The following is a 25904-nucleotide window of genomic DNA, read 5'->3' as shown; positions in this document are numbered from 1 at the left end:
GCGATCAGTGTGTGCCGGACATGACCGACTGGCTGCTCGCCTTCCCAGCGGCCCGGGACGGCGCGGTCGTCGGCTTCGGCGGGCCGCTCGCGGCGGTGCACTCCGGCTCCAGTGGAGAAGCTCGAGCGGGTGACGCCCGGGGTGCGGCACAACCGCTTGGCACCGTAACGGCGCTGAGGGCCCCTCACGGACCGGCAGCAGTTCGGCAGCCCGCCGCCGAGGCGAAACACCGGGCCGCCTCACGCAGGGTCGCGCGTTCTTTCTTCAGCACGGCATTTCCCGCCGCAAGGCGGCGACCTCGGCCTCCGGAGCCGACTGTCAGCGATGACCGAGTACGCCGTAGAGTTGAGGTGCGTGGGCGTCTGGCAGTAGTGCGCCGAAGGAGGACTGTCGTGCCCGCCGATGCCGTCGACCGGGCCCTATGAAGCAGCGGAGTGCAGCGTTGGTGGGAGTGGAGCTCGGGGCTGCGGTGGCCACGGCGCGAGAGATCGGTGAGCAGGTTCTCGCCCCGGAGGCCGCGGCCGTGGACGAGGAGCGGAGATGGCCGGAGAAGGGCATGGCCGCGCTGCGGTCCCGGCTGGGCGGGCTGGTGATGCCGGCCGAGTGCGGGGGGATGGGGCACGGCTTGCTGGCGGTGGCGCAGGTCGGTGAGGCGACGGGGCGTGCCTGTGCCTCGACGTCGATTTGCTTCGGTATGCATCTCGTCGGCTCGGCGGTGATCGCTGCGAAGGCCAGTCGCCGGCAGGAGGAACGCTACCTGAAGCCGATTGCGGCCGGTGAGCATCTGACGACTCTGGCCCTGTCCGAGCCGGGGACGGGCGGGGAGTTCTGGCTGCCGCAGACCCGTATGGAGCGTGTCGGGGAGGGCATGCTGCGGCTGACCGGAGCGAAGAGCTTCGTGACCAACGCCGGCCACGCGGATTCCTATGTCCTGTCGACCCTGGCCGCCGGGCCGGGAAAGCCGCCGGGCCAGTTCTCGTGCACGGTGGTCGACGCCACCGCGCCGGGACTGGAGTGGGGACCGTCGTGGCAGGGTTTCGGCATGCGCGGCAACGCCTCGCGCGGTCTGGAGCTGCGCGGCGCCGAGATCGCCGACTGGTGCCTGCTGGGGGAGGAGGGCGATGAGATCTGGTACGTCTTCAACGTCGTCGCCCCCTATTTCCTGATGGCCATGGCCGGCACCTATCTGGGGGTGGCCGCGGCGGCCCTGGAGGAGGCCTGTTCCCACCTGCTACGGCACAGGGAGGCGCGCGTGGGACGGTCCGCTGCCGCCCAGCCGGTGGTCCAGCACCGACTGGGCACGATGTGGGCGCGCGTGGAACGCACCCGGCGGCTGATCTACCATGCCGCCGCCGAGGCTGAGATCGGTGCACCTCAGGCTCTGTTGGGGCTGGCCTCCGCCAAGGCCGAGGTGGCCGAGGCCGCCGAGGCCACCGTCAACGACGCCCTGACCCTGGTCGGCGGTATCGGCTACGGCGAGCACTCACCCCTGCACCGCATGCTGCGCGACGCCCGCGCCGCGCACGTGATGTCCCCGGTGACCGACCTGCTGCGGGTATGGACCGGCAGAGCCCTGCTCGACGAACCCCTGCTCGAGAGTTGAAACAGTGGACCACAGCCTGCCCCTGCTGCTGCTGGTCGACCTCCCCCGGCAGACGGCCACCACCGTCACCGCCGAGCTGGCCGCGACTGCCGAGGTCCTCCTGAGCACCGCTGAGGACGTGCCGGCCCGTACCGGCGGAACGCCCGGCCTGCGCCGGCCCACGGTGGTGGTGCTGGGGGAGACGGTGACGGCGCCTGTCGGCGTCGTCCACTCCCTGCGGCCGCACCCCGCGGATCTGGCTGTCGTGGTGACGACCACCCCCGCCACGGAGGACAAGCTCGCCGTACTCCCGCTCCTGTTCTCCTCCGATGTCGTTCGCCGTGTGGCGGGCGGCGAGACAGCGCAGCGGATGACCCATATGGTGCGTGAACTGCTCCGGCGACTCACCCGCCGCCAAGCGCATGCCGCGGCGCAGGCCGCGGCCCAACAGCGGCTGTCCTCGGGCATCTCGATCGACCGGCAGCTGGGGCGGCGGCTGCTGGGACAGTTCCTGACCCAGGCCCCGATCGGTGTGCTCATGCTGGACGGCGACTCCATGATCGCCTGGAACCGACGAGCCGCCCACGTCCTGGATCTGACCGAGCCGGACTCGGTGCGCCGGCCGGTGACCGACCTGTTCCCCGAGGATCAACGAACCGCGCTTCACCACCATCTGACCACTCCCGGACAACGCCGTGACGCCGAGCCCGACGCGGTCTTCGAACGCGTCCGCGGCGATGGCACCTCTCAGGCCCTGCGCATGGCTGTACGGCAGGTCCTGGACACCGAGGGACGCAGCCGCACCCTCGTCCTGACCGAGGACGTCACCGACCGCCTGCACGCCCAGCGCAGACTCGCCGAACGCACCAGCCACGCTCTGCTCACCGCCGAAGTCGCCGCGGCCATGACGGCACCGGGACCACTGGACGAACGCCTGCACAGATGCGTACGCGCCGCCACCGACCGCCTGGGCGCCGACCGCGTCTGTATCTGGAACCTGAACGCCCGCGGCGAACTGGTCCACGCCATCTGCACCGAGGACGACGACGAGTCCCCCGGCATCTCCTGCGAGACGGCTCAGCGCGCCCTGGCGCACCAGGTCGTCGCGGCACGCCGCCCGTACCTGGACGTCCCGCCCCGCACCGACTCGCACGCGGATCGACTGACGAACGACCGAGGGTTGTTCACTGGATTCCCGCTCGTCTCCGGCGGGGAGCTGCTCGGTGTGCTGTCGCTGACCACGCGCTTGGCGCTGCCCGCCACCGTCCTCGCCACCTTGGAGAACATCGCCGACCAGATAGCCGTCGGCACGCAACAGGACCGCCTGTTCAACCGCCTCAGCGAGGCGACCCGTGCCCTCGAACGTCCCCTGCTCCCGCCCCGACTGCCCGAGCTGCGCGGCTTCGATCTCGCCGCCCGCTATGCACCGTTCAGCAAGGGTCTGCACATCGGCGGTGACTTCTACGACGCCTTCACCGCTCCCGACGGCCGCCACGTCCTGGTCCTCGGGGACGTCTGCGGCAAAGGCCCCGACGCGGCCGCCATCACCGGCCTGGTCCGCCACACCCTGTGGGCCGCAGCCCAGCACACCAGCGACCCCGATCACGTCCTCAGCTTGATCAACAACGCACTGCGCCGCCAGAAAACCCCCTTCTGCACCCTCGTCTACGTGGTCATCGACGCCACCTGCACCCCCGCCCGCCTCCAGATCGCCAGCGCCGGCCACCCCGCTCCGCTCCTGCGCCGAGCGAATGGTGATACGGCGCCGCTGGAGACACGAGGCACCCTGCTGGGCGTACTGGAGACGTCACACCACCCGGTCACCGAAGTGGAACTACGACCGGGCGACACCCTGGTGCTCTACACCGACGGCTTCACCGAAGGAGCCGGCGCCGTGGACCAGCGCGGTCCGGAGGACCTCGCTGCCGTCGTCGCCTCCCTCCCACCGGCCGATGAGCCGGCTCCCGCTGAGAACGTGGCCACCGCACTGCTGGACGACGCCCACCGCTGGTGGGGCGAACGGCTGCGCGACGACCTCGCCGTCCTGGCCCTGACGGCAACTGCGATCCACGACCCGCTCGGGTCCGTACGGTGATCGGACGCGGTGCGATACGCGGCTGAACGCGGCCACGGCCTGCCGGTTCGGCGTGAACCGCTCCACCATCCCCGGGCCGTCGGGGAAGTGCGACCCCTGCTCGCTGAACACCGCTGCCCCGTCGGCGCCGGTGTGCGGCTGCGGATCCTGGCCGAGGTCGTCGACCACCGGCGCCGGCGGGAGGACCGGCATCATCGGCGGCACCGAGATCCGCGTCCGACGCCCGGCCGCCGAGCGCAAGGACCGGGACACGTTCCTCCCGGTGAGCGCAGGCGGAACGCCGTCAGGACCGTGATGGTCACGGGCAAAGGCGAGCGGGTGCTGTTCTGCAGTCCGACCGCACGGGGAAGCTGCGCGGACATCCCTCCACGCCTGTCGGCCGGGACCGATCGGGCTCTTGGCCCAGGGGCCTGCCGTGGAGATCGTCGCCGACGCCGGGTGCGCAGGCCGGCGGACAAGTGATCACCCCACCGCACCGCACGTTCGAGAAGAGCGCCCCCGACCGGTACGAGGAGATGTGCGAGCGGCAGCACAAGACACATTCCTCACGACGCGTCCGCGTCGAACACGGCATCGCTGACCCGTGGAACCGGCGGACCCCGCCCCGCCGTCAGCAGACCGCGGACCTGTCGGCAGCACGACCCGATGTGAACACCGAGCCCCGCCACGGCTTTCGACGCCTCACTGGCTGCCGTGCACGAACTCGTCGGCGATACATACTCTTAGTCCTCATTTGCCTTCAAGTAGTCGAAGGTAAAGGAAGGTGAGTTCCGTCAGTCGTTCACTCTGTTACATCCGGATGGCCGGCAGGTGACATGCGGATCCGAGGGTGGCGCAAAGGTGATCTGACTGTCTGTGGACTGCGGGCGCGCCCTCCAGCGGCGGGAAGAGCTCTTCTTGGGGAAAATTCATCGCTGAAACTGCTGTTCAGAGGCTTGATGTGGGAAAGTGTGGCCTCAAGTAAGTTTCTGTTCGGGTGAGTTCGAAGAGCAGTTGATCGGTTGGTGGGATTTGGACAATCAGCCGAGGGCCCCTGCCCGTTTGCTTAATTTCTTGAAAGCATCGAGCTGCTCCAGGTGATGCGCACCGCTGCCTGGGGCCGGTTGTGCCGGTTCGCGTCCGGCATCCGCGTCACCGGCCGTCGCGTGTACGGCCGGACACAAGGAGAGCTGCAGAAATGACTGACATACCGTCACTGTTAAGACATGCTCCGATATCCGGATCTCACCCTCGTCGGGACGTGGCCACTCCACGCAAGCGCGCGGTACTGATCGCGGCGCTCACCGTGGGAGCGCTCCTGCTCCCGGCCGTCACGGCTGCGGGACCGGCCGCCTTCGCCGAGGACAAGGACCGGGCGCCCCGGCGGATCGAGGTCCGGCCCGAGCCCGGGTCCGGGAGCGTCGAACTCTCCGCCGAAGAGCGGGAGAAGCTGCTCGAGTCGGCCGCCGCCGACGGTGCCGCCACCGCCCGCCGGCTGAAGCTCGGCGACCGCGAGAAACTCGTGCCGAGAGATGTCGTCAAGGACGCGGACGGTACCGTCCACACCCGCTACGAGCGCACCTACGCCGGGCTCCCGGTGCTCGGCGGCGACCTGGTCGTCCACCAGGACGGCGACTCCAGGACCGTCACCAAGGCCACCGCGGCGCAGATTGCCGTGGACACGACCAAGCCCGCCGTCACCGTCGGCGCCGCCAGGAAGGAGGCGCTGGCAGCGGGCAAGGAAAAAGGAACCGCCAAGGCCGCCACTCCGCAGGCCCCCCGCCAAGTCGTCTGGGCGGGCTCCGGCGAACCCGTGCTGGCCTGGGAGACCTTCGTCACCGGCGTCCGGCAGGACGGCACCCCGAGCCGCCTCCAGGTGGTGACCGACGCCACCACCGGCGAGCAACTGCACAGCGCGGAGCAGATCCGCGCCGGTGAGGGCCGGAGCCAGTACAGCGGCCCCGTGCGGATCGGCTCGGTCCACAACGGCACCGCGTACGAGTTGACCGACCCGGCGCGCGGCAATCACCGGACCTACTCGTTCGCCCAGGACAACACACAGAGCCTGCTCACCGACGACGACGACCACTGGGGCGACGGCACCGCGGCCCACGAGCAGACGGCTGCCGTGGACGCCGCGTACGGCGCACAGAAGACGTGGGACTTCTACCATGACCGATTCGGCCGCAACGGCATCGCCGACGACGGGGTGGGATCCCGCTCGAGGGTCCACTACGGCAGCGGATACGCCAACGCCTTCTGGGACGACCTGTGCTTCTGCATGACCTACGGTGACGGCATCGGCGACGCCCGGCCCGTGACCTCCATGGACATCGTGGCCCACGAGATGAGCCACGGCGTCACCTACGCCACCGCGAACCTGCACTACTCGGGTGAGTCGGGCGGCCTCAACGAGGCGACCAGCGACATCATGGCCGCAGCCGTGGAGTTCTACGCGGACAACCCGCTGGACGCGCCGGACTACACCATGGCCGAGCTGATCGACCTGCGCGGCACCGGCCGGCCGATCCGGTACATGGACCGGCCCTCCAAGGACGCCTCCTCGAAGGGGACGTCCCAGGACTACTGGACCTCCGAGACCAGGAAGCTCGACCCCCACTTCAGCTCCGGGGTGGGCAACCACTTCTTCTACCTGCTCGCCGAAGGCAGCGGCCGGAAGACCATCAGCGGCATCGCGTACGACAGCCCCACCTACGACGGCAACCCGGTCGCCGGCATCGGCATCGAGAACGCCGCCGCCATCTGGTACCGGGCCCTGACGGTCTACATGACCAGCCGCACCGACTACGCGGGCGCCCGCGTCGCCACCCTCCGGGCCGCGGACGATCTCTTCGGCATGGCCGACGGCGCGTACACGGCCGTCGGCAACGCCTGGGCCGCGGTCAACGTCGGCCCCTCGTACGTCAACACCATCGCGGCCGTCGTTCCGCCCACTCAGAAGTCCGCAGTGGGCCAGCCCACCGAACTGCGGATCGACGCGGTCTCGACCCGTCCCGGCGCTCTCGGCTACGCCGCGGCCGGCCTGCCGGCCGGACTGAGCATCGACACCGCCACCGGGGTCATCAGCGGAACCCCGACGGCGGCGGGCGACTTCTCCACGGTCGTCACCGTCACGAACTCCGCCTCGGAGACCCGCGAACTCTCCTTCGCCTGGTCCGTGCTGGCCTCCGGCGGGGACTTCTTCACCAATCCGGCCCGGGTCGACATCCCCAACTGGGTCACCGTCGAGTCACCCATCACCGTCACGGGGCGGGCCGGCAACGCGCCCGACGACCTCAAGGTGACCGTCGACCTCGTCCACGACTTCATCGGCGGACAGGTGATCAACCTCGTCGCCGAGGACGGCACGGTGATCCTGGTGAAGGACTTCGTCTGGGACGAGGGCACGGAACTCCACGACACGTTCACCGTGGACGCGTCGGCCGTGCCCGCCAACGGCACGTGGAAGCTGCGCGTCACCGACAACACCCCCGGCATCTTCACCGTCGACCCCGGATACCTCGACGGCTGGAGCCTGACCTTCTGAGGCTCCCGTCCACCGCGGCGTGACCCCGAGGAGCCCGGCCGTCCCCCGGACGGCCGGGCTCCGCCCCGCCGGCCAGGAAGCAGGCGGACCAGGTGAACAGAGAGTCCAGATGGCGGCCCAGGCGCCCCGCACGAACCCTCCGACCGTGTGCGGGAAGCCTGGATCTCCTCCCCCCGCACTGGACGGCCCACCGGTCCCCGCACTTCCGGGGCCGGAATGACCGGGAGCGCCGCCGCGGCCAGACGATCGAGCAGGCGGGTCGCAGCAGCTCCTGGTGCGGGGCGGTTCGGCGTTCGTAGCGGATGCGCAGACGCTCGAACCGGTGCAGCCAGGCGCACTGTGCCAAGTCCGCTGTCGTGGGCGGCGCCTCGTCGGACGGTCATCGGCTTGACGCCGCGCTTCCACAGCCGGCGGCGGTACTTGTCGAAGCCATGACCCCGGTCCGCCTGCCGGCGTCGGAGTCCGTGGCGGGGACGCCCCCGCGGGCCCCGGAGCGCAGGGACCGCATCCACCAGCGGCGGCGACCGGGTGACGTCGTGCCGGTCGCCGCCGGTGAGCGCAACGGCGAGCACATCCTGGTCCTGGTCGCGGACATCCGTGAACTGCCCCTGCGCGGAGATGTGCGATACCCGCGGCCGCCCTTGTCGCCGGCAGGGGTCCGGCGCGGTGCCCGCGTGGTGCGTGAGCGTGGCCGTGGCGCCGGCTGCGGCCGACAGCGTCCCGGCCTGCCGGCCGGAACGCCGACGGGGGTCCGGAGCCGACGGGTCGCCGTCCATGCGCTGCCTGCGGCGGACCTCGGCGGCTCTCGTCGGCCATGGGGCGGCGCGGCGCCTTTCGTCCGGTGCGGGCCGGGCCGTTCGGACTGCTGCCGGACGGTCGGGGCGCCGGCGGTGAGCCCCCCCAGATGTCTGGGATGGGATATGCCGGCCGGCCACGGCACTCTTTACCCGGTCGATGGCGGTGAGCCGCCTTCGGCGCGTTCGGTGACGACAACGAGGGGGAAGAGATGTCCATACGAAGAAAGACCATGGGGATGCTGGCCGCAGCCACAGCCGTCGCGAGTCTGACGGTGGCGGGAGCTCCGGTTGCTGTTGCGGCCGCGCCTGCGGGGGAGAACGCGGTCACGGCCTCCGTGTGGCGGAACATCGCTCTGACCGGCACCTACACGATCCGCGACGACGAGGGCATTTTCGCCGCCGGTACGTACTGCAGCGGCGACGTCGCCTCCGAGGGGTGGGTGAACGAGGTTCGCACGCCGTCGGCGTGGTGGGAGACCACGTGCGGGGGCGAGATCCGTGTGGAGAAGCACGTGTCCGCGGAGACGGACGCCACCGACGGAGTCATGATCTATGTGACCCTGCGGTTCTACGAGGGCACGAACGACACCAACACCGATCTCGACGCCGAGTACAACTTCAACCGCTACGTCCCCGCGGGACAGACCTCGACGGTCAGCGAGATCACGCTCCGCAACGGGGAGAACGGCGGCAAGGACTGGGCGAAGCTCAACCTCGTCCTGCACAACGACCGCTGACCTGTACCGAGGCGTCGATCGAGCGTCTCGGACACCGACGGTTCCCGGGCACGGAAGCGGAGGCACGAGTACCTGCGCAAACCGGGCTCGGGAACCGTTGTACACGCTTAGCCTCGGACCATGAGGCGCCACGGAGGAGTAACGCGGGTCGGCGGAATCGGGGACGCGGTGGCACGGGCGGCGCAGTCCGCGCGGAGTATCGAGGATTTCTTCGATGCGGTGAAACGGGTCGTACGGCCCGTGCTGCGGTTCGACGTATACGCCTGTGTGACCGTGGACCCGCAGACGTTGATGAACACCGGCGGTGACTACCGGGACGGCCTGCCGCCCGCCATGATGCCGCGCATGCTCGACATCGAGTACCGCGAGGGGGATGCCAACGACCTGTCGGATCTGGCGGCCAGACCGACGCCGGTGGGCCTGCTCAGCCGGGAGACGAGCGGGAACCTCGACCTCAGTCCCCGGTACCGCGACATCATGCGGCCCCTGAATTTCCGCGACGAGTTACGTGTGCTGTTGCGGGACCGACACGGGGCGTGGGGCGCCCTGGTCATGGGCCGCGCGGACGACTCGCCCCCGTTCGGCTCTCCGGAACTGGCTGTGGCGGCGTCGCTGGTCCAGCCGCTGGGGAGCGCACTGCGCCGGCTGCACCTGACGCGGCTCGCCGAGGAGAACGTCTCGGAGACGGCGCCGGGACTGGTGCTGCTGGACGGCGACCACCAGGTGGTCCATGCGACGCCCACCGTGGCCATGTGGTTCGACGACCTGGTCCACACCGACGACGTGCCATCCGGTGACCGCGGACTGCCTCCCGCCGTGTACGCGGTGGCAGCGGCGGTGCGGGCCGCAGGGGCCGCGCCCTCCCACACTTCGTGGATGCACAGCCGTAGGCACGGCCGGGTACGGTTGCACGCCTGGCGCCTGGAGGAACCCACGACGACCTCGGCCCGCACCGCCGTCGTCGTCGAACAGGCCGGTCCCGCCGAGCGCATCGCGCTGATTGCCGCGGCATACGGGCTGACCCCTCGTGAGAGGGACATCATGGCCCTGGTGTTGCGAGGGCGGTCCACGGTCGACATCAGCCGTAGTGCCGGCTTGTCACCGCACACGGTCCAGGACCATCTGAAGGCGGTGTTCGACAAGACGGGCGTCCGCAGTCGGCGGGACCTGGTCGCCACCCTCTTCGTCCGTCACTACTTGCCGGACATGACGCCGGCCGCATCCGCACCACAACGTCGCCCCTCCGTCTGAAGAAGCACGTCCTCGAACTCGGCGGTCCCGGACCGTTCCTCGGGCGTTGCCACGTTGTCGGCTTCTTGGGCGTCCGATGGCGTGTCGGGGAGCGAGGGCCTGCGGTCCCGGTCCGTGTTCAGGCCGTCGCGGCCGTGCCGGCGACCCCGGTGATGTGGCCCCGGCCGGCGAAGCGGACGGCCGTTTCGGCCCGGTTCCTGGTCCGGTGGATGCGGGGCACGGTCCCGGGGGCCGATGGAACCGTGGTCGGCACGGCCGGCGGTGCGCTCGGACAGGAGAGCGGCGACGGCCGTAGGGACGGCGCCGCGGCCGCCCCGTACTCGCGGGCCGGGGCGTCGACGGACCGGCCCTCCGGGCATGCGGTGCGAACGGTGCCGGTCTGCGCAGCCGTGATGGCCGGACGGCGGACGCCCTTGCCGCCTTTGGCCTCGGCGGCCCGCGGTCCCGCCGTGGACGGGCAGGGCGGGACGGTCGCGGTGGAGGACGTCGAGCGAGTCGAGGATGGGCTGGGCGCCGCGCACAAGGCGGAACATCTCAGAGAGGTGCACGACGTCGCCCGGCCGCGCGCAGGTCAGCGGCTCGCCGAACTCCGGGTGCCGGGCCGGGTGAAGGCGGCTGGAGCCCCGCGTCCCCCTCCGGGGCGAGGCTCTGCCGGTCGGTCGAGACCCGCTCGTGGACCGGGTTCGCCGCCGAGAGCCCCTTCCGCACGAAGGAACGGGCCCCACCCGTCGGCACACCCTGTCATCGATCACCATCGGATCTGATCGGAGCGGCGCCGCCTCGGTGCCCCGGAACGTCCGGGTCCCTCGGGCATCTGCGGCCCTGTCGTCCAAGGAGGTCCGTCGGCGCCCACAGGCCGGTCGGCCGGCTCCGGCAGACTGTCGCGCCGCCTGGCGGAGTGGGCGATCGCGGACCACATGCGGGCCTGCCCGCACCACATGAGGGCCTGCCCCGTCATCGACGCCCCGCACACGGCTGAACGGACCCGCGGCAGCCTCCCCGGCACCGTTTTCCACAGCGATCACGGGGCCCGGTCGCGGACAACGCACTCGCCGAGTCGTTCAACGCGACCTGCGAACGGGGGGATCCTCCAGGACCGCCGGGTCCGGGACGCCGAGCGCCGGGCCCGCCCGGACCGCTTTCGCCGACTCACCACTACAACGCCCTCCGACGCCACTCCCGCCTCGGCCGTCGCAGCCCGACCGCCTCCGAGCAAGCACTCCGAACGACGTCGACCACGCTGACCAAAGCCGCACAACCCGTGCCCAAGATCAGGAGCCAAGGCCCGCCGGCCAAAGGCCGGGCGCCGTCACCGGGGCCGACCCGACGGCGGCGAGGGGGGAAGGGCCGGAGAGGTGCCGCAGAGCGCGGCTGGACAGATCGATACCGGACGGGTGGAAAACACGCGAAAGCTCCTGGTGAGCTGGTGATCTTGGTCGTGAATCCGTTCATCAAGGGCTTCGTGTTCGCTGCCGGGAGCACCGGTCCAACCGTCCGTCAGGTGGGAAACGGCTCCCTGTCGGCCTGCCGATACGCATGAGGAAAGAGATTCGGCAAATCTCATGAGGAATCGGCTCGACCGTAGCGGTCGGCCGGACGGCACATATGAATGCGCGTGAGCTGGATATCGGGCAGTCGAGTGTTCCCGAGGCGAGCAGGGCGTCATTGATTCTCGACCGAGTGCCGATCACCCGTCGGCAAAATCGATCACTCTGAGTCCCCGTCCGGGTGTCCTGTGTGGTCGCCGGTCGAGGGGTGGTCCCTCACCGGGAGGCATCGTGGCAGGTGGCGGACGTCGACATCGGCGAATGGCGGTAATGCGCCCGATTCGGCACGGTGCCTGCACCGGCGTGCCACCTCTCGCATGTTTCTCACCATTGCGCGGAAAGCGGCTCCCATGGAAGTCGTCATTGACAGGGCTTGGGTGTTGGTCGAAGATCGCTTCACGCCGACGCGGTGCCGAAACGGATCGGAAGCGATTCAGGGCCGCGCCGCCGACCGATCCGTCATGAAGTCTGTGGAGGGGCCCTGACCAACGGGTAGTGCCGTATTTCTTTCCTCCCCTCTGACCGGGCGGGGCGGCCGAGCCGTAAAGACGCGGCAGCGAAGTCGTCGCCCCTGTTTTCCCGGCAGCGTGTCAACGAGAAGGCCCCCTTGTGGGGCGTGGGCGCCTCGCCGGTGTCCCGTTCGCACGCTTCGTCGTCGCAGCCGGAGCCGTGGTCACCGCCGTGCTCCCCGAGCCGTCGGGGCGGCGATCCCCGACTTCCCGGAACGGCCCGGACACCCCGCCCGCGGTGATCCCGCGCCACCGGGCCCATATCCCGTCGCACAGGACAGGAAAGGTCGAATACCGCCGATGCGGAACACCCGCCGTGCCGCTCCCGTCTCCTCGCCCCCGCCCCTCAGTGCGGGGCCCGTCGCCGATCCGGCGGTACGGATCCATCCGGCCTCCTTCGCCCAGCAGCGGCTGTGGTTCCTGGCGCAGTTACCCGGTGGGGTGTCCGCCTACAACGAGACGGTCTGTCACTCACTGCGCGGTCCGCTTCGCCGCGACGTCCTCCAGCGGGCGCTGGACGTGCTGAGCGACCGCCACGAAGCCCTGCGCACGCGGCTGGTGGAGGACGCCGGAGCCGTGTTCCAGTACGTCGACCCGCCCGGCGCGGGCTACGCGTTGACGGTCGAGGACCTCACCGGCGCGGACGATCCCGCCGCACGCCTGGCCGCGGTCCAGGCCGACGAAGCCGACGCGTCGTTCGACCTGGCGGCCGGCCCGCTGGCACGGGGCCGTCTCGTCGTGCTCGGCCGGGACCACCACGCACTGCTGCTGACGTTCCACCACAGCGTCTACGACGGCCGGTCGATGGACGTCATGATGCGGGAACTCGGCCAGGTGTACGAGGCGTTGCTCCAGGGGACCCCAAGCCCTCTGCCTCCCCTGGAGCACCAGTACACCGACCACGCCCGAACCCGGCGCGAGGCCGTGCTCCGCGGCGCCCTCGCCGGACAGGAGGCGTACTGGCGGCATGCCCTGGACGGTGCGCCCCCCCTGCTGGACCTTCCCACGGACCGGCCCCGCCCGCCGGAGCAGGACTTCGCGGGAGGGCGGGTCGAGTTCGCCCTCGACGCCGGGACCACGACGGCCCTGCGGGCACTGGCACGGCGGCACGGCGGCACCCTCTTCGTCGCCGTTCTGACCGGATGGGCGGTGTTGCTGTCACGGCTGACGGGCGAATCCGACATCGTTGTCGGAAGTCCGGTCGCCAACCGGCGGGGCCCGGGCGCCGCACATCTCATCGGCTTCCTCGTCAACTCCCTGGCCCTGCGGGTCGACCTGTCCGGCTCACCCACCGCCGCAGAGGCCCTCACCCGGACGCGGGCCGTCGTCCGTGACGGCCTCGCGCACCAGGACCTGCCCTTCGAGCGGGTCGTCGAACTGGTGAACCCGCCGCGCAGTGCGGCCCATTCGCCCGTCTTCCAGACCATGCTGGCCTGGCAGCCCGACCGCGGCGGCCTTCTGCACCTGCCCGGTGTGGAGGCCGCGCCGCTGCCGATCGACCGTGCCCCGGCGAAGTTCGACCTCGCGTTCTCGGCGGCCGAGACGGACGGACGGCTCGTCGGCCACCTCGACTACGCGACGGCGCTGTTCGACCATGCCACCGCCCAGCGGTGGGCGGACCACCTGAGGCGCCTGCTCACCGACATGGCACGCCACCCCGACCGCGAGATCGCCGCGCTGGAGCTGATGGGGGAGCGGGAGCGCCGCCGCCTCATCACCGGCTGGGACGCCGCGGCGCGCGACGAGGACGGTCCGGACCGCGGCAAGGGCGGGACCCCCGCGCCGGCCGAACGGGACGCGGCGCCGCAGGAGGCGGCCGACGGCGCCACGGCGGTGCCCTTCGAGTCGGCGTCCGGGCTCGTCGAACTCTTCGAGGCCCAGGTGCGCGCGCGCCCGGAGCAGCCGGCGGTCCGGTGCCACGACCGGTTCCTGGACTACGCCGCGCTGGAACGGCGGGCCAACCGCCTCGCCCACGCCCTCGTCGCCCGGTCCGTCCGCCCGGGGGACGTCGTCGGGCTGCACGCGACCCGCGGCTGCGACCTGGTGGTGGGCGTCCTCGGCATCCTCAAGTCGGGTGCCGCCTACCTCCCGCTCGACCCCGGCCAGCCCCAGGACCGCCTGGCCGACATGGTCGAGGACGCCGCCTGCCCGGTGGTGCTCAGCGACCACGACGCCGCCCAGCGGCCGGCCGGGTGGCTGGACCTGGAATCGGTCGAGGCGGAGGGCGCGACCGGCGGGCGGCCCCCCGCAGTCGAACACGCGCCGGACCGGCTCGCGTACGTGATCTTCACCTCCGGGTCCACGGGCCGGCCCAAGGGCGTGGCCGTCGAGCACCGCAGCGTGCTCAACCTGTTCGCCGCCTGGCAGACCCGCATGGGGACGCCCGCCGGTGAGGCCGGCTCCGCCTGGTCCGGCATCGGCTTCGACGCGTCGGTGCACGAACTGCTGCTGCCGCTGACCACCGGGGGCGTGCTGCACATCGTCCCCGAGGAAGTGCGCGGCGATCCCGAGGCACTCCTGGACTGGATGCGCGAGCACGGCGTCGAACAGGCCTTCCTGCCCCCGGCCTACGTCAAGTGGATCGACGAGGATCCCGCCCGGCGACTGCGGGGGCTGAGGCTGCGCAAGCTGCTGACCGGGGTCGAGTCGCTCACCGAGGCCGCGCTGCACCGCATGACGCGGCACCTGCCGGGTCTGCGGATCTGCTTCGGGTACGGTCCGACCGAAGCCACGCTCTACAGCACCGCTTACTACGACCCCCGGCCGCTGGAACGGCAGTGCCCGATCGGGCGCCCGTTGCCCCGCACCCGCCTGTACGTACTGGACTCCCGGATGCAGCCGGTCCCGCCCGGCGTGGTGGGGGAGGTGTACCTCGGCGGCGCATGCCTGGCCCGCGGCTACCTCAACCGTCCCGACCTGACCGAGGAACGCTTCCTGCCCGACCCGTTCGTGCCGGGCGAGCGCGTCTACCGCACCGGGGACCTCGCCCGGCGCCTGCCGGACGGCCACGCGCACTACGTCGGACGCGCCGACGACCAGGTCAAACTCCGGGGCTTCAGGATCGAGCCCGCCGAGATCGAGGCGGCGCTCACCGCCCTGCCCGGCGTCCGCGAGGCCGTGGTGCTGGCCGACCGCGACGCCACCGGCAGGCCCCGGCTGGTCGCCGGGATCGGCCGGGGCACCGCCCCGCCCCGCAGCACCCACGAGTGGCGCACCGCCCTGGCGCGCCGGCTGCCCGACTACATGGTCCCGGCGGTCTTCGCCGACCTGCCCGCACTCCCGCTCAACCGCAGCGGCAAGCTGGACCGCCCACAACTGCTGCGCCTCGCCCGGGAACAGGAGACGGACCAGGTCAACACGGCGAACCCGCGCGACCACGTCGAGCACGCCCTGTACCGGATATGGCGGGACGTCCTGTCGCACCCCGGCATGGGCATCACCGACAACTTCTTCGACGTGGGGGGGACCTCCCTGTCCGCGATCAAGGTGGCCCACGCCGTCGCCGAGACCTTCGGCCGTCGGATACCCGTGGCCGAGATCATGCTGCGCCCCACCATCGAGTCCCTCGGCGCACTGCTGCGCGACGACGCCGCCCACCGCGCACCGGGCAGCGTCATCGAGTTCCGCCCCGGCCGGGGCGCCCGGGTCGTCTGCGTGCACCCGGCGGGGGGCACCGCGTTCTGCTACCTCCCGCTGGCCACGCTCCTGCCCGACGCGGTGGGCGTGTACGGGATCCAGTCCCCGGGCGTGAACCCCGGCGAGGACGCCCTGCCCACGGTGGAGGCCATGGCCGAGGAGTACCTACGGCTCCTGGGGCCCCTGGACGGCGGCCCGGTGGTCCTGACCGGCCTGTCCTACGGCGGCCTCGTCGCCCACGAGATGGGGCGGCTGCTCGCCCGGACGGGACGCACCGACGTCGGCGTCGTCCTCCTCGACACCCAGGCCACCGCGGACGAAGCCGCCCGCGCGGGGATCACCGCCGTGGACATGGCCGAGTTCCGCGACAAACTCGTGAGGTTCAACGGGATGTACCCCGGCATCGACGACGCACAGGTGGAGCGGTACTTCCGCGTCTACAACCACAACCGTCTGACCGCCCGCGACCACGTGCCCGCCGGCTCCCCGGCACGGGTCGTCCTCGCCCAGGCCGTCCCCGGCGGCCGGGACACGCCACTCCACGCCGAGGTGCGCGACTTCTGGCGCTCCCGGGCCCGGGGAGGGTTCCGGGCGGAGGCAGTGGACTGCGACCACTGGGAGATGCTGGAGAGCGCCGGGGCCGCCCGGGTCGCCGGGATACTCGCCGCCGAACTCGCCCACCACGGCGCCCCGGCACACGCGGCCGGACCACGGGCGACGCCCTCCGCCTCCTCCCGGGCGGGGGCGGTGTGATGGACGACCGTACCCCCCGGCACCACGACCGCGGGGCGACGCCCGGCTCGCTGGCCGACGCCGTCCTCGCCCAGGCCCGCCGGACCCCCGACGCACCCGCCGTCGAGGACGGCGCGGTCGTCCTCGACTACGCAGGACTCGACCGGGCCGCCGCCCGGGTGGCCGACCGGCTGCGCGCGAGGGGCGTGGGCCCCGGGCGGTCGGTCGCCGTCCGCCTCCCCCGCTCCTGGCGCCTGGTGAGCGTCATGCTCGGCATCCGCCGGGCCGGCGCGACCGTCGTGCCGCTGGACCGCCTCAGCCCGCCCGGGCGGCAGCTGCACATCCTGGAGGACTCGGGAGCCGTCGCCGTCGTCCACGACTCCACGGACCGGCAGACCGTCCCGGACCACCTGACCGCCCTGACCGCCGACCTGCTCCTCGGGGAGGACGGACCGGATACCCTTCCGGCCGCGCGGCGCACCACCGGACACCCGGGCCCGGCCGCGCGCGAAACCGGACCGTGCACCCCGACGACCGGTTTCGTCTTCTACACCTCCGGCACCACCGGCCGGCCCAAGGGCGTCGAAGTCACCGACGACGGCGTTCTGCGCCTGGCCGCGCCCGGCTACATCGAACTGGGGCCGGGCCGCCGCTACGGCTGCCTGTCCAATCCCGCGTTCGACGCGCTCAGCTTCGAGGTCTGGACCCCGCTGCTCACCGGCGGCACCTGCGTCGTCCTCGACGAGGAAGAGGCCGGCAGCCCCGACCGGCTCGCCGCCGCGCTGCACGAGCGCCGCATCGACACGCTGTTCGTCACGGTCGCCCTGTTCAACGCCGTCGTGGAAAAGGTCCCCGACTGCTTCTCCCGCACCGGCCAGGTGCTCCTCGGGGGCGAACAGCTCAACGCGCGCGTCGTCCGCCGCTGGTACGCGGACAACCCCGGCTCCCGCACCGTCCTGCACAACGCCTACGGACCGACCGAGGCGACCACGTTCGCCCTGTGCCACGCCGTCCCCCGGGACTTCGACGGCGACACGGTGCCCATCGGCACCCCGCTGCCCGGCACCGGCGTGCTGCTGCGCACCGAGGACGGACGCACCGCGGAACCGGGAGAGGTCGCCGAACTGCTGCTGTCCGGACCGGCCCTGGCACGGGGCTACCGCAACCTGCCCGCGGAGACCGGGCGGCGCTTCGTGCGGCTGCCGCACGGCGGGGGCGGCGAACACCGCTGGTACCGCACCGGCGACCTGGTCCGGCAGGACGCCGACGGCCTGGTGAGCTACGTCGGCCGCGCCGACCGGCAGGTCAAGGTGCGGGGCTTCCGCATCGAACCCGGAGAGGTGGAGCGCCAGATCCTGGCGCTGCCCGCCGTCCGCCAGGCGTACGTGTGCACCCGCCGCGACGACGCCGGCCGCAACGAACTGCTGGCTTTCCTCACGCCGGGCGAGAACCTCTCCTACGACGCCTACGACCGGCACCTCGCCGCCTCCCTGCCGTCGTACATGCGGCCCCACCACACCCACCTGGTCGGCGAACTGCCCCTGAACGCCAACGGCAAGGTGGACCGCTCCGCCCTCCTGGACGCCGCCCGCGCCCCCTGGCGCGGTGAACACCGCGACGACGTGCACGTCGACGCCGGCCGGCGGCGTGTCCTGGACCTCGCGGAGGAGGTGCTCGCGGTCACCGGTCTCCGACCCGGCGACCGCTGGATACCCAGCGGCGGCGACTCGCTGAAGGCCCTGCGCTTCCGTTTCGAGGCCCTGCGGCGGTTCGCCGTCGACCTGCCGCAGGAGCTGGTCCTGCGCGCCGACTTCGCCGCCCTCGCCGACGCCCTCCTCGCCCCGGACGCCACAGCCGGCGAACATCCGCCGGTACCCGTCACCCGCGCGTCGGCCGCGCCCGCCACCGGCGAACAGGAACGCCTGTGGCTGATGCACAGGCGGGACCCCGCGGACCGGTCCTACGACGTCCCGCTCGCCTTCCGGGTCGACGGCGCCGTCGACCCGGAAGCCCTGCGCGGCGCGCTGCGCCGGCTGGTGGAGCGGCACCCGGCACTGCGGACCCGGCTCGTGCCCACGCCACAAGGCCTCACGCAGCAGGTGGGCGACCCCTACGACCCGTGGCGGCCGGTCGGAGCCCGCGACGGCGAGGATCCCAAGACGGCCGCCGAGCGTTTCTACGCGCCCGCCTTCGACCTGGGCCGGGGCCGCCTGCTGCGGGCGGCCTGGCTGCCGCACGACGGCGGCGGACTGATCCTGCTCCACCTGCACCACGTCGCCGTCGACGGCTGGTCGCTCGGCATCCTCTTCCGCGACCTCGCCGCCGACTACGCCGCCGCGGTGGACGGCCGCCCGGCGACCGCACCGCGGTCACCGGCCGTCACCACCCTGGACCTCGCCCACTGGCAGCGGACATGGCACGACAGCCCCGCCTATCGGCGCCGCCGGGCCCGCCTGCGCGCCCACTACGACGAGGCCGGTCCTTCCTCACCCGCCCCGGAGGCGGACGGCGCGCCCGCGCCGCGCACGGCCCGCCTGCTGCGCACCCCGATCGACCTGGTCCGCCGCGGCGCACTGGACCGGCTCGCCGCGCGGCTCGGCCTGACCAGGTTCCAGGTGCTGCTGGCCGCGTTCGCCTGGAGCGTGTACGGCGTCACCGGCCAGAGCCGTCCGCTCGTCGCCGCCCCGGTGGCGAACCGGTCCCGGCCCGAGTTCGACGACGTGGTCGGCATGTTCGCCAACACGGTCCTGCTGCCCCTGGCGACGGACCCGGACGGCTCACTGCGCTCACTGCTGGAGAGGCACTCCGGCACGGCCCGCGCCGTGCTGGACGGGCAGGAGGTCGCCCTGGCCGACGTCCTCGCCGACCATCCCTTCCGCGACGGCGGCCCCCTGTTCGACTTCCTGTTCGTCCTGGAGAACACCGAGTTCTCGGCGCTGCGGCTGCCCGGCTGCTCCGTCCGGCCGGAACACCCCCGGCCGCTGGGCGCCAAGTGCGCGCTGACCCTGTCCGTGGTGGAGCACGAGGCCGGCTTCGACTGCCTGTGGGAGTACCGGGACGACTTCGGCGCCGACCGCGCCGAGGCCGCGGCCCGCCTCTTCCGCGAGGCCCTGGACCGGCTCATCGACGAAGCCGGCGTCACCCTGCGCGACCTGGTCGCCCCCTACCGCCACGCCCTCCCCGACCCCGGCCGGGGAGCCGCGAGGACACCCGACTTCACCACCGTCGCCGAAGGCTTCGCCCGACAGGTGCGACGCACTCCCGACGCCCCGGCCGTCACCGGCGGGCGGGCGACGCTCACCTACGCCGAACTCGACGCGAGGGCCGCGGCCCTCGCCGCCGAACTGCGCCCCCGCCTGCCCGCCGACCCCGAGGCGCCGGCCGCGGCCGCCCTGTACCTGGAGCCCTCGGCCGAGCACGTGGTGGCCCTCCTGGCCGCGGCCCGCCTCAACCTGACCGTCGTTCCCCTGGACCCGTCCTACCCGCCCTCCCTGCTGCGGCACGTCCTCGTGCAGGCCGACCCGGTGTGCGTCCTGGTCGCCCCCGGCCGGGCCGGGGCACTCGACGCGCTCGCGCCGCCCGGCCTGCCGCGGCATCCGGTCACCCTTGCCGGAGCCCCTGCTCCCGGCCGGGTGCCCGCCACTCCGCCGCACCGGGCCCTGCGCCCGCTGTACACCCTGTTCACCTCGGGCTCCACCGGCACTCCCAAAGGCGTCCAGGTCTCCGACCGGACCCTCTGCAACCTGCTGACCTGGCAGCGCACCGACGGCGGCCTGGACCGTGCCGCCGTCACGCAGCAGTTCTCGATGCTGTCCTTCGACGTCTCCTTCCAGGAGATCTTCACCACCCTCTGCTCCGGCGGCCTGCTGCGCCTGGTGCGGCCCGACTGGCGGCAGGACGTGCCCGCACTGCTGGAGCAGTTGGAAAGCGGGGGAGCGGAGCGCGTCTTCCTGCCGTACGTGGCCCTGCAACTGCTCGCCGAACACGGTGCGCGCACCGGCCGTTACCCGTCCCGGCTGCGCGAAGTGATCACCGCCGGCGAGCAGTTGGTGTGCACCGACGCCATCCGCCGTTGGTTCGCCGGACTGGACGGAGCCCGGCTGTTCAACCACTACGGCCCCACCGAGACCCACGTCGTCTCCGGTCTGTGCCTGGAGGGCGACCCCGCCGCCTGGCCGCTGCGGCCGGCCATCGGCCGGCCGGTCGCGGGCGCCGTACTGCGGGTGGTCGACGACGGCGGACTCCCCGTCCCGCCCGGAGTGACGGGCCGGCTGCTGATCGGCGGCCCCATGGCGACGCGCTGCTACCTGGGCGACGCCGGCCTCAACCGCACCCGTTTCACCGACGACCCGGAGCTGGGCGTGCTCTACCGCAGCGGCGATCTCGCCCGCTTCGACACGCGGGGGCTGCTGCACTACGCGGGCCGCGAGGACGGCCAGGTCAAGGTGAGCGGACACCGGCTGGAACTGGGCCAGGTCGAGGCCGCCCTGCTGCAGTACCCCGGTGTCACGAACGCGGTCGTCGCCGCGGCCGACGGCGCGCTGGTGGCGTGCCTGCAGTACCGGGACGCCGAGGACCCCGACCCCGCGGACCTGGCCCGTCACCTGTCCGGCCTGCTCCCCTCCTACGTACGCGTCGGCCGGTTCCGCAGGCTGACCTCCCTGCCCCGCACCCCGAGCGGCAAGCTGGACCGCCGGGCCGCGCCCACCGCCGCCGGGTACGACCTGCGGACGCCGCTCGCCGCGGCACCGGCGGCGTCGGCGCTGGAGGGCCGCCTGGCCGCGCTGTTCGAGGAGGCGACCGGCAAGGCCGTCGCGGTGGACCGGCGGTACTTCGACGCCGGGGCCACGAGCCTGGACCTGATGCGGTTCCACCTGCGCTGCGCCCGTGAGAGCGACCTGCCCTTCACCGTGCCCGACCTCTTCGAACGGGGCACGATCCGGGAACTGGCGCGCCTCGTGGAGGACCGGTGCGCCTCCCGGCCGACGGAGCCGACCGCGTCAGGGACTGACGGCCCCTCCCGCACCAACCGCGCGCACCGCGGCCCCGCCCCGTCCGACGACCCGCCCGCGGACGTGACGTTCCCCGCCGACGACGCACCCCGTACCGGCGCGCACGCCGGCGCCGCAGGGCCCGCCGACGAGCCGATCGCCGTCGTGGGCATGGCCGTACGGCTCCCCGGCGCCACCGACCTGGCCGCCTTCTGGGACCTGGTCACCTCCGGGGGGCGGGGCATCGAACACTTCCCGGCGGCCGGCGGCCGCGTGGGAGCCCGCAGCCAGCTGGACGGGCCACTGGCCTTCGACCCCGGACGCTTCACCATCAGCCCCCAGGAAGCCAGGCTGATGGACCCGCAACAGCGTCACCTGCTCATGGCCTGTGCGCAGGCGCTGGCGCACGCCGGTATCGCCGCTCCCGACCTGCGCCGTACGGGCCTGGTGGCCGCCTGCGGTGAGAACACGTACTTCCAGGCCGTGCTGCGCGAAGCCGACCCGGCGGCGCTGCCGGACTCCTTCCGGCTGGCCCTGCACCACGAGAAGGACTTCCTCGCCACCAAGGCCGCCTACCACCTCGGTCTGACCGGGCCCGCGTTCACCGTGCAGTCGGCGTGCTCCAGCTCCCTCGTCGGCGTGCACGTCGCCGCCGGACTGCTGCGCCAGGGCGACGCCGACGTGATGCTCGCCGGCGGCGTCCTCGTCGACCCCGACCTCACCGACGGCTACACCTACCGGCCGCAGCACATCTTCTCGCCGGACGGCCACTGCCGACCCTTCAGCGCGGACGCGGCCGGCACCGTCGGAGCCAGCGGGGTGGGCGTCGTCGTCCTCAAACCGCTCGCCGCGGCCCGCCGTGAGGGGGACACCGTGTACGCGGTTCTCACCGGCTCCGGCCTCAACAACGACGGCTCCGCCAAACCGGGTTACAGCGCCCCCTCGCCGGCCGGGCAGCGGGCCGCGCTGCGCACCGCGCTGCGCCGCAGCGGCCGCGTCGCCACGGAGGTCGGCTACGTGGAGGCGCACGGCACCGGCACCCGGCTCGGCGACCCGGTGGAGGCCACCGCACTCCGCCAGGCCTACGACCTGCCCGACGACGCGCGGCTCGCGCTGTCGTCCGCCAAGAGCCAGCTCGGGCACCTCGGCGCGGCCGCGGGCGTGGTGGGGCTGGTGCGGGCGGTACTCGCCGTGCACCACGGCATCGTCCCGCCGACAGTGGACTTCGACCGCCTCAACCCGGAGATCGAGGACGGGCCGTTCCGGATACCGACCGCGGCCGAACCGTGGCCCGACGGCACACCGCGCGTCGCCGCGGTGAGCAGTTTCGGCATCGGCGGCACCAACGCGCACCTGCTGCTGGAGAAGCCGGACGACCCTGCGGTCCGGGACCCGTACGAGAGGCCCGGCCCCGTGCCCTGCCTGGTGCTGTCCAGCAGCTCACCGGCCGCCCTGCGCGCGGACGCCCGCCGCATCGCCGACTACCTCGACGCCCGTCCGGAAAGCTATCCCCAGGTTCTGCGGCACCTCCAGGCGGGCCGCCCCACGCTCGCCCACCGGGCGGCGGCGGTCTGCCCCGACGCGGTGGCCGCGGTGTCCTGGCTGCGCTCCCTCGACCCGGCGGACGCGCCGGCACCGGCGCTTCCTCCGGTGCCGGAGAGACGTGTGCCGGCACCGGGCGGCGACGCGCGGGAACTCGCCGAGGCATGGACGGCGGGGCACGCCCTCGTCTGGCCGGCCGGCCCGGCGCAGGCGCCGTGGAACTTCCCGCCGCCCGCGTTCGACCTGGCCGAGTACGACTTCCCGCGCGCCGCGGCACCGCCGCCCCCGGCCCCTTTCGGCCCCGCCCCGGAAGACCCCGGGCGACTCCCCGCGGACCGGTGGCTGCACCAGCTGCAGTGGGCGCGACTGCGCAGGGCCCGTACCGGCACGGCCGACGCCGGGCGCACCGTCGTGGTGGTCGCCGCGCCGGAGACCGGCCCGGCCGCCTGGCGGGGTCTGGAGCGGCACTACGCCCGGGTGGTGCGGGTGCGGGCCGGAAAGGCCCTCGAGCGCCACAGCGGCGACCGCTACGACGCGGACCCCGCCGACGCCGCGCAGCTCGCCGCCGTCCTGGCCGACGTCACCACGACGTCCGGAACGCACGGCGTCGACTGGCTGCACGCCCTTCCCCTGGCGATCGACGGCGAGGTCGGCGAACGCTCGCTCGAGACCGCACGCCGGGCCTGCCTCGACACGGTCGCCGCGCTGTGCCGGGCCCTGGCGGACGTCCCGGACGAACGGCGGCCGCGGGTGTGGCTGCTCTCCCAGGGGGCGCAGCCCGTCATCGGGGCCGTCCGGCGGCCGGAGGCCGGTCTGCTCGCCGCGGCGGTCGAGATCCCCCGGCAGGAACTACGGCTGGCCTTCCGCTGGGCCGATCTCCCCGGAGCGGACCCGGCCGCCTGGGTGCCCCACCTGTCCGGCCTGCTGCTCGACGACACGCTCACCCAGCGGGTGGTCGCTCTGCGTGACGGCTACTGGTGGTACCGCCAGGCGCAGCCCGTCGCCGCGCCGCCCGCCGACGACGGCGGCGGGCAGTGGCCGACGGCCGTCGGCACCCACCTGATCCTGGGCGGCACCGGAGGCATCGGCACCAGCGTCGCCGCGCGCCTGCTGCGCGAACCGGACAACCGCGTCGTCCTGATGGCCCGCCGGGCCGTCCCGCCGACGGCACTGCGACCGTGGGCCGAACGGGTGAGCGTGGTGGAGGCGGACCTCGCCGACGAGGACCTCGACCGCATCGAGGAACGCCTCGCACCCCACCTGCACGGACTCGCCGGCATCGTGCACGCGGCCGGTACGGCCGCCGGGGCGCTGCTGGTGCGGCGGGATCCCGCCGCCGCTGGGAGGGCGACGGCGGCCAAGCTGCGCGGCGCCCTGCTGGTCGAGCGGCTGATCGCCCGCCACGGTCCCGACCACGTCGTCCACTGCTCGTCCATGGCGGCCCTGCTCGGCGGTGTCGGTCAGTTCGACTACGCGGCGGCCAACGGCCTGCTGGACGCCTTCGCCCACTACCTGCCCGACGGCGACACCGGCCGCACCGTTCGGTGCGGCATCGGCTGGGACGCCTGGCGGGAGGTCGGCATGGCGCAGGGCGCGCTGAGCCGGGACGCCCGGCACCAGCGGCACCTGGCCGTCGCCCTCGCCCCCGAGGAGGGCGTGCAGGTTTTCGAGCAGGCCCTGAGCCTGCGACTGCCCCACCTGATGGTGAGCACCACGCCGCTGGAGGAGGCGCGGCGCTTCTACGAGCCGGCGCGCGCCGCCTCCGGGGCGCACGGCGGCCCCCCGCACGGCGGGGGCGCCGGAACCCCGGCGTCCGGGCACCTCCCCCCGGCCGCGGACGAGGCCCCGGCGGACCTCGCGGCCGAACTGACCGCCGCCGTGTGCGAACTGCTCGGCGTCGCCGGCCTCGACCCCGAGGCGTCCCTGTACGACCTCGGCGCGGACTCACTGACCCTGCTGGAACTCGTGGACGAGGTGAAGCGGCGTTACGGCGCCGACCTCGACCTGTCCCGGCTCAGCCACCGCGTCAGCCTCACCGAGATCCTCGGCCACCTCGGAGCGGCCGCCCGCCGCTTCCCGGCCGACGGCGCCGAGGTGGAGGTCGACGTGTGGCAGCGCGGCGACGCTCACGACGTGCTCTGCCTGCTCCACCCCGTCGGCGGCGACATCCAGGCCTACCGGCCGCTGGTGTCGGCGCTGGACGAGCGGCTGACGGTGTGCCTGATCGCCGATCCGGCGCTGCGCGCCCCCGGGGGGCCCGCCCGTTCGATCTCCGACCGCGCCGGGCGGTACCTGGAGGCCGTCCGCGCCACGTTCCCGGATCCCGGCCGGCGGCTGAGCCTGGCGGGATGGTCGTTCGGAGCGTGGACGGCCCTGTCGATGGCGTCCGTCGCCGAGCGGGCCGGCCGTCCTGTGCACGGCCTCTACCTGCTCGACCCGCCGCCGCCGGCCGCCGGAGCGGCTGCCGCCGCCTACGACGACCGTCAGGTGGACGCCGTCTTCGCGCGCGAACTGAGCGGCAACCGCACCGGTGGGCTGTCCGAGCGGGGACGGGACTACGCCGAGCGCCTCGCCCGGTGCTGCCGGGCCAATCTGGCCGCCATGGCCGGGCACCGGCTGCCCCGGCTGACCGACACCCCGGCGACCGTCTGGCTCGCCGGGCGGCCCGTTTGGGACGTGACCTCCCTCGCGCCCGGGCCGGCCGCGGCGACCGACTGGGAGCCCCATCTGCCGACGCCCCCGCGTGTCCTGCACGTGGACGCGGACCACTACGCGCTCGTCGCCCCACCTCACGTCCGGGCCGTCGCCGCCGCCATCGAGGAGGACCTCGCCCGTCGTGCCCCGGCCGACCACCGGCCCGACGCCCGCGAAGGGGCGCGTGGGCCCACCGGGCCGCCCGCACCCCAGGGCGACGGACGCCCGTTCCCCGCCCCCCTCCACTGATCCCGGCGGCTTCGAA

The 25904-nt window shown here is 73.0% G+C and carries 7 protein-coding genes; all 7 read left to right on the top strand.

All coding sequences use genetic code 11. The features are described 5' to 3' along the window. Positions 1-469 precede the first annotated feature (469 nt). The 7 genes from ADK41_RS31960 to ADK41_RS40165 all read left to right on the top strand — a co-directional run bounded on the left by ADK41_RS31960 (position 470) and on the right by ADK41_RS40165 (position 25888). Positions 470-1603, top strand: coding sequence for an acyl-CoA dehydrogenase family protein (locus ADK41_RS31960; RefSeq protein ID WP_199821916.1), 1134 nt, complete (start codon positions 470-472; stop codon positions 1601-1603). Between the two features lie 4 nt (positions 1604-1607). Further along, complete coding sequence (locus tag ADK41_RS31955; protein ID WP_051843078.1) at positions 1608-3677, top strand: SpoIIE family protein phosphatase; 2070 nt, start codon at positions 1608-1610, stop codon at positions 3675-3677. A gap of 1177 nt (positions 3678-4854) precedes the next feature. Beyond that, on the top strand, positions 4855-7203 hold the full coding sequence (locus tag ADK41_RS31945) for a M4 family metallopeptidase (protein ID WP_051843076.1): 2349 nt from the start codon (positions 4855-4857) through the stop codon (positions 7201-7203). Positions 7204-8209: 1006 nt separating this feature from the next. After that, the gene (locus ADK41_RS31940; protein ID WP_158717658.1) at positions 8210-8737 is read left to right on the top strand and encodes a hypothetical protein; all 528 of its coding nucleotides are present in this window, start codon (positions 8210-8212) and stop codon (positions 8735-8737) included. Between the two features lie 120 nt (positions 8738-8857). Then, positions 8858-9988 (top strand): helix-turn-helix transcriptional regulator, encoded by a 1131-nt coding sequence (locus tag ADK41_RS31935; protein ID WP_051843075.1) that lies wholly within the window; start codon positions 8858-8860, stop codon positions 9986-9988. Positions 9989-12344: 2356 nt separating this feature from the next. Next, positions 12345-16433 (top strand): non-ribosomal peptide synthetase, encoded by a 4089-nt coding sequence (locus tag ADK41_RS31930; protein ID WP_078661878.1) that lies wholly within the window; start codon positions 12345-12347, stop codon positions 16431-16433. Further along, complete coding sequence (locus ADK41_RS40165) at positions 16433-25888, top strand: non-ribosomal peptide synthetase (protein WP_078661877.1); 9456 nt, start codon at positions 16433-16435, stop codon at positions 25886-25888. Before ADK41_RS31930 ends, ADK41_RS40165 begins: the two co-directional genes overlap by 1 nt. Positions 25889-25904 lie beyond the last annotated feature (16 nt).

Source organism: Streptomyces caelestis (assembly GCF_001279005.1).
Lineage (GTDB): Bacteria > Actinomycetota > Actinomycetes > Streptomycetales > Streptomycetaceae > Streptomyces > Streptomyces heliomycini.
Note: the sequence above shows the minus strand (reverse complement) of the source record. Positions and strands in the feature narration are given on the sequence as shown.

Excerpts from the sequence above, each read along its gene's own strand:
- ADK41_RS31940 (WP_158717658.1), top strand. The coding sequence starts at position 8,210 with ATGTCCATACGAAGAAAGACCATGGGGATGCTGGCCGCAGCCACAGCC.
- ADK41_RS40165 (WP_078661877.1), top strand. The coding sequence starts at position 16,433 with ATGGACGACCGTACCCCCCGGCACCACGACCGCGGGGCGACGCCCGGC.
- ADK41_RS31945 (WP_051843076.1), top strand. The coding sequence starts at position 4,855 with ATGACTGACATACCGTCACTGTTAAGACATGCTCCGATATCCGGATCT.
- ADK41_RS31930 (WP_078661878.1), top strand. The coding sequence starts at position 12,345 with ATGCGGAACACCCGCCGTGCCGCTCCCGTCTCCTCGCCCCCGCCCCTC.
- ADK41_RS31935 (WP_051843075.1), top strand. The coding sequence starts at position 8,858 with ATGAGGCGCCACGGAGGAGTAACGCGGGTCGGCGGAATCGGGGACGCG.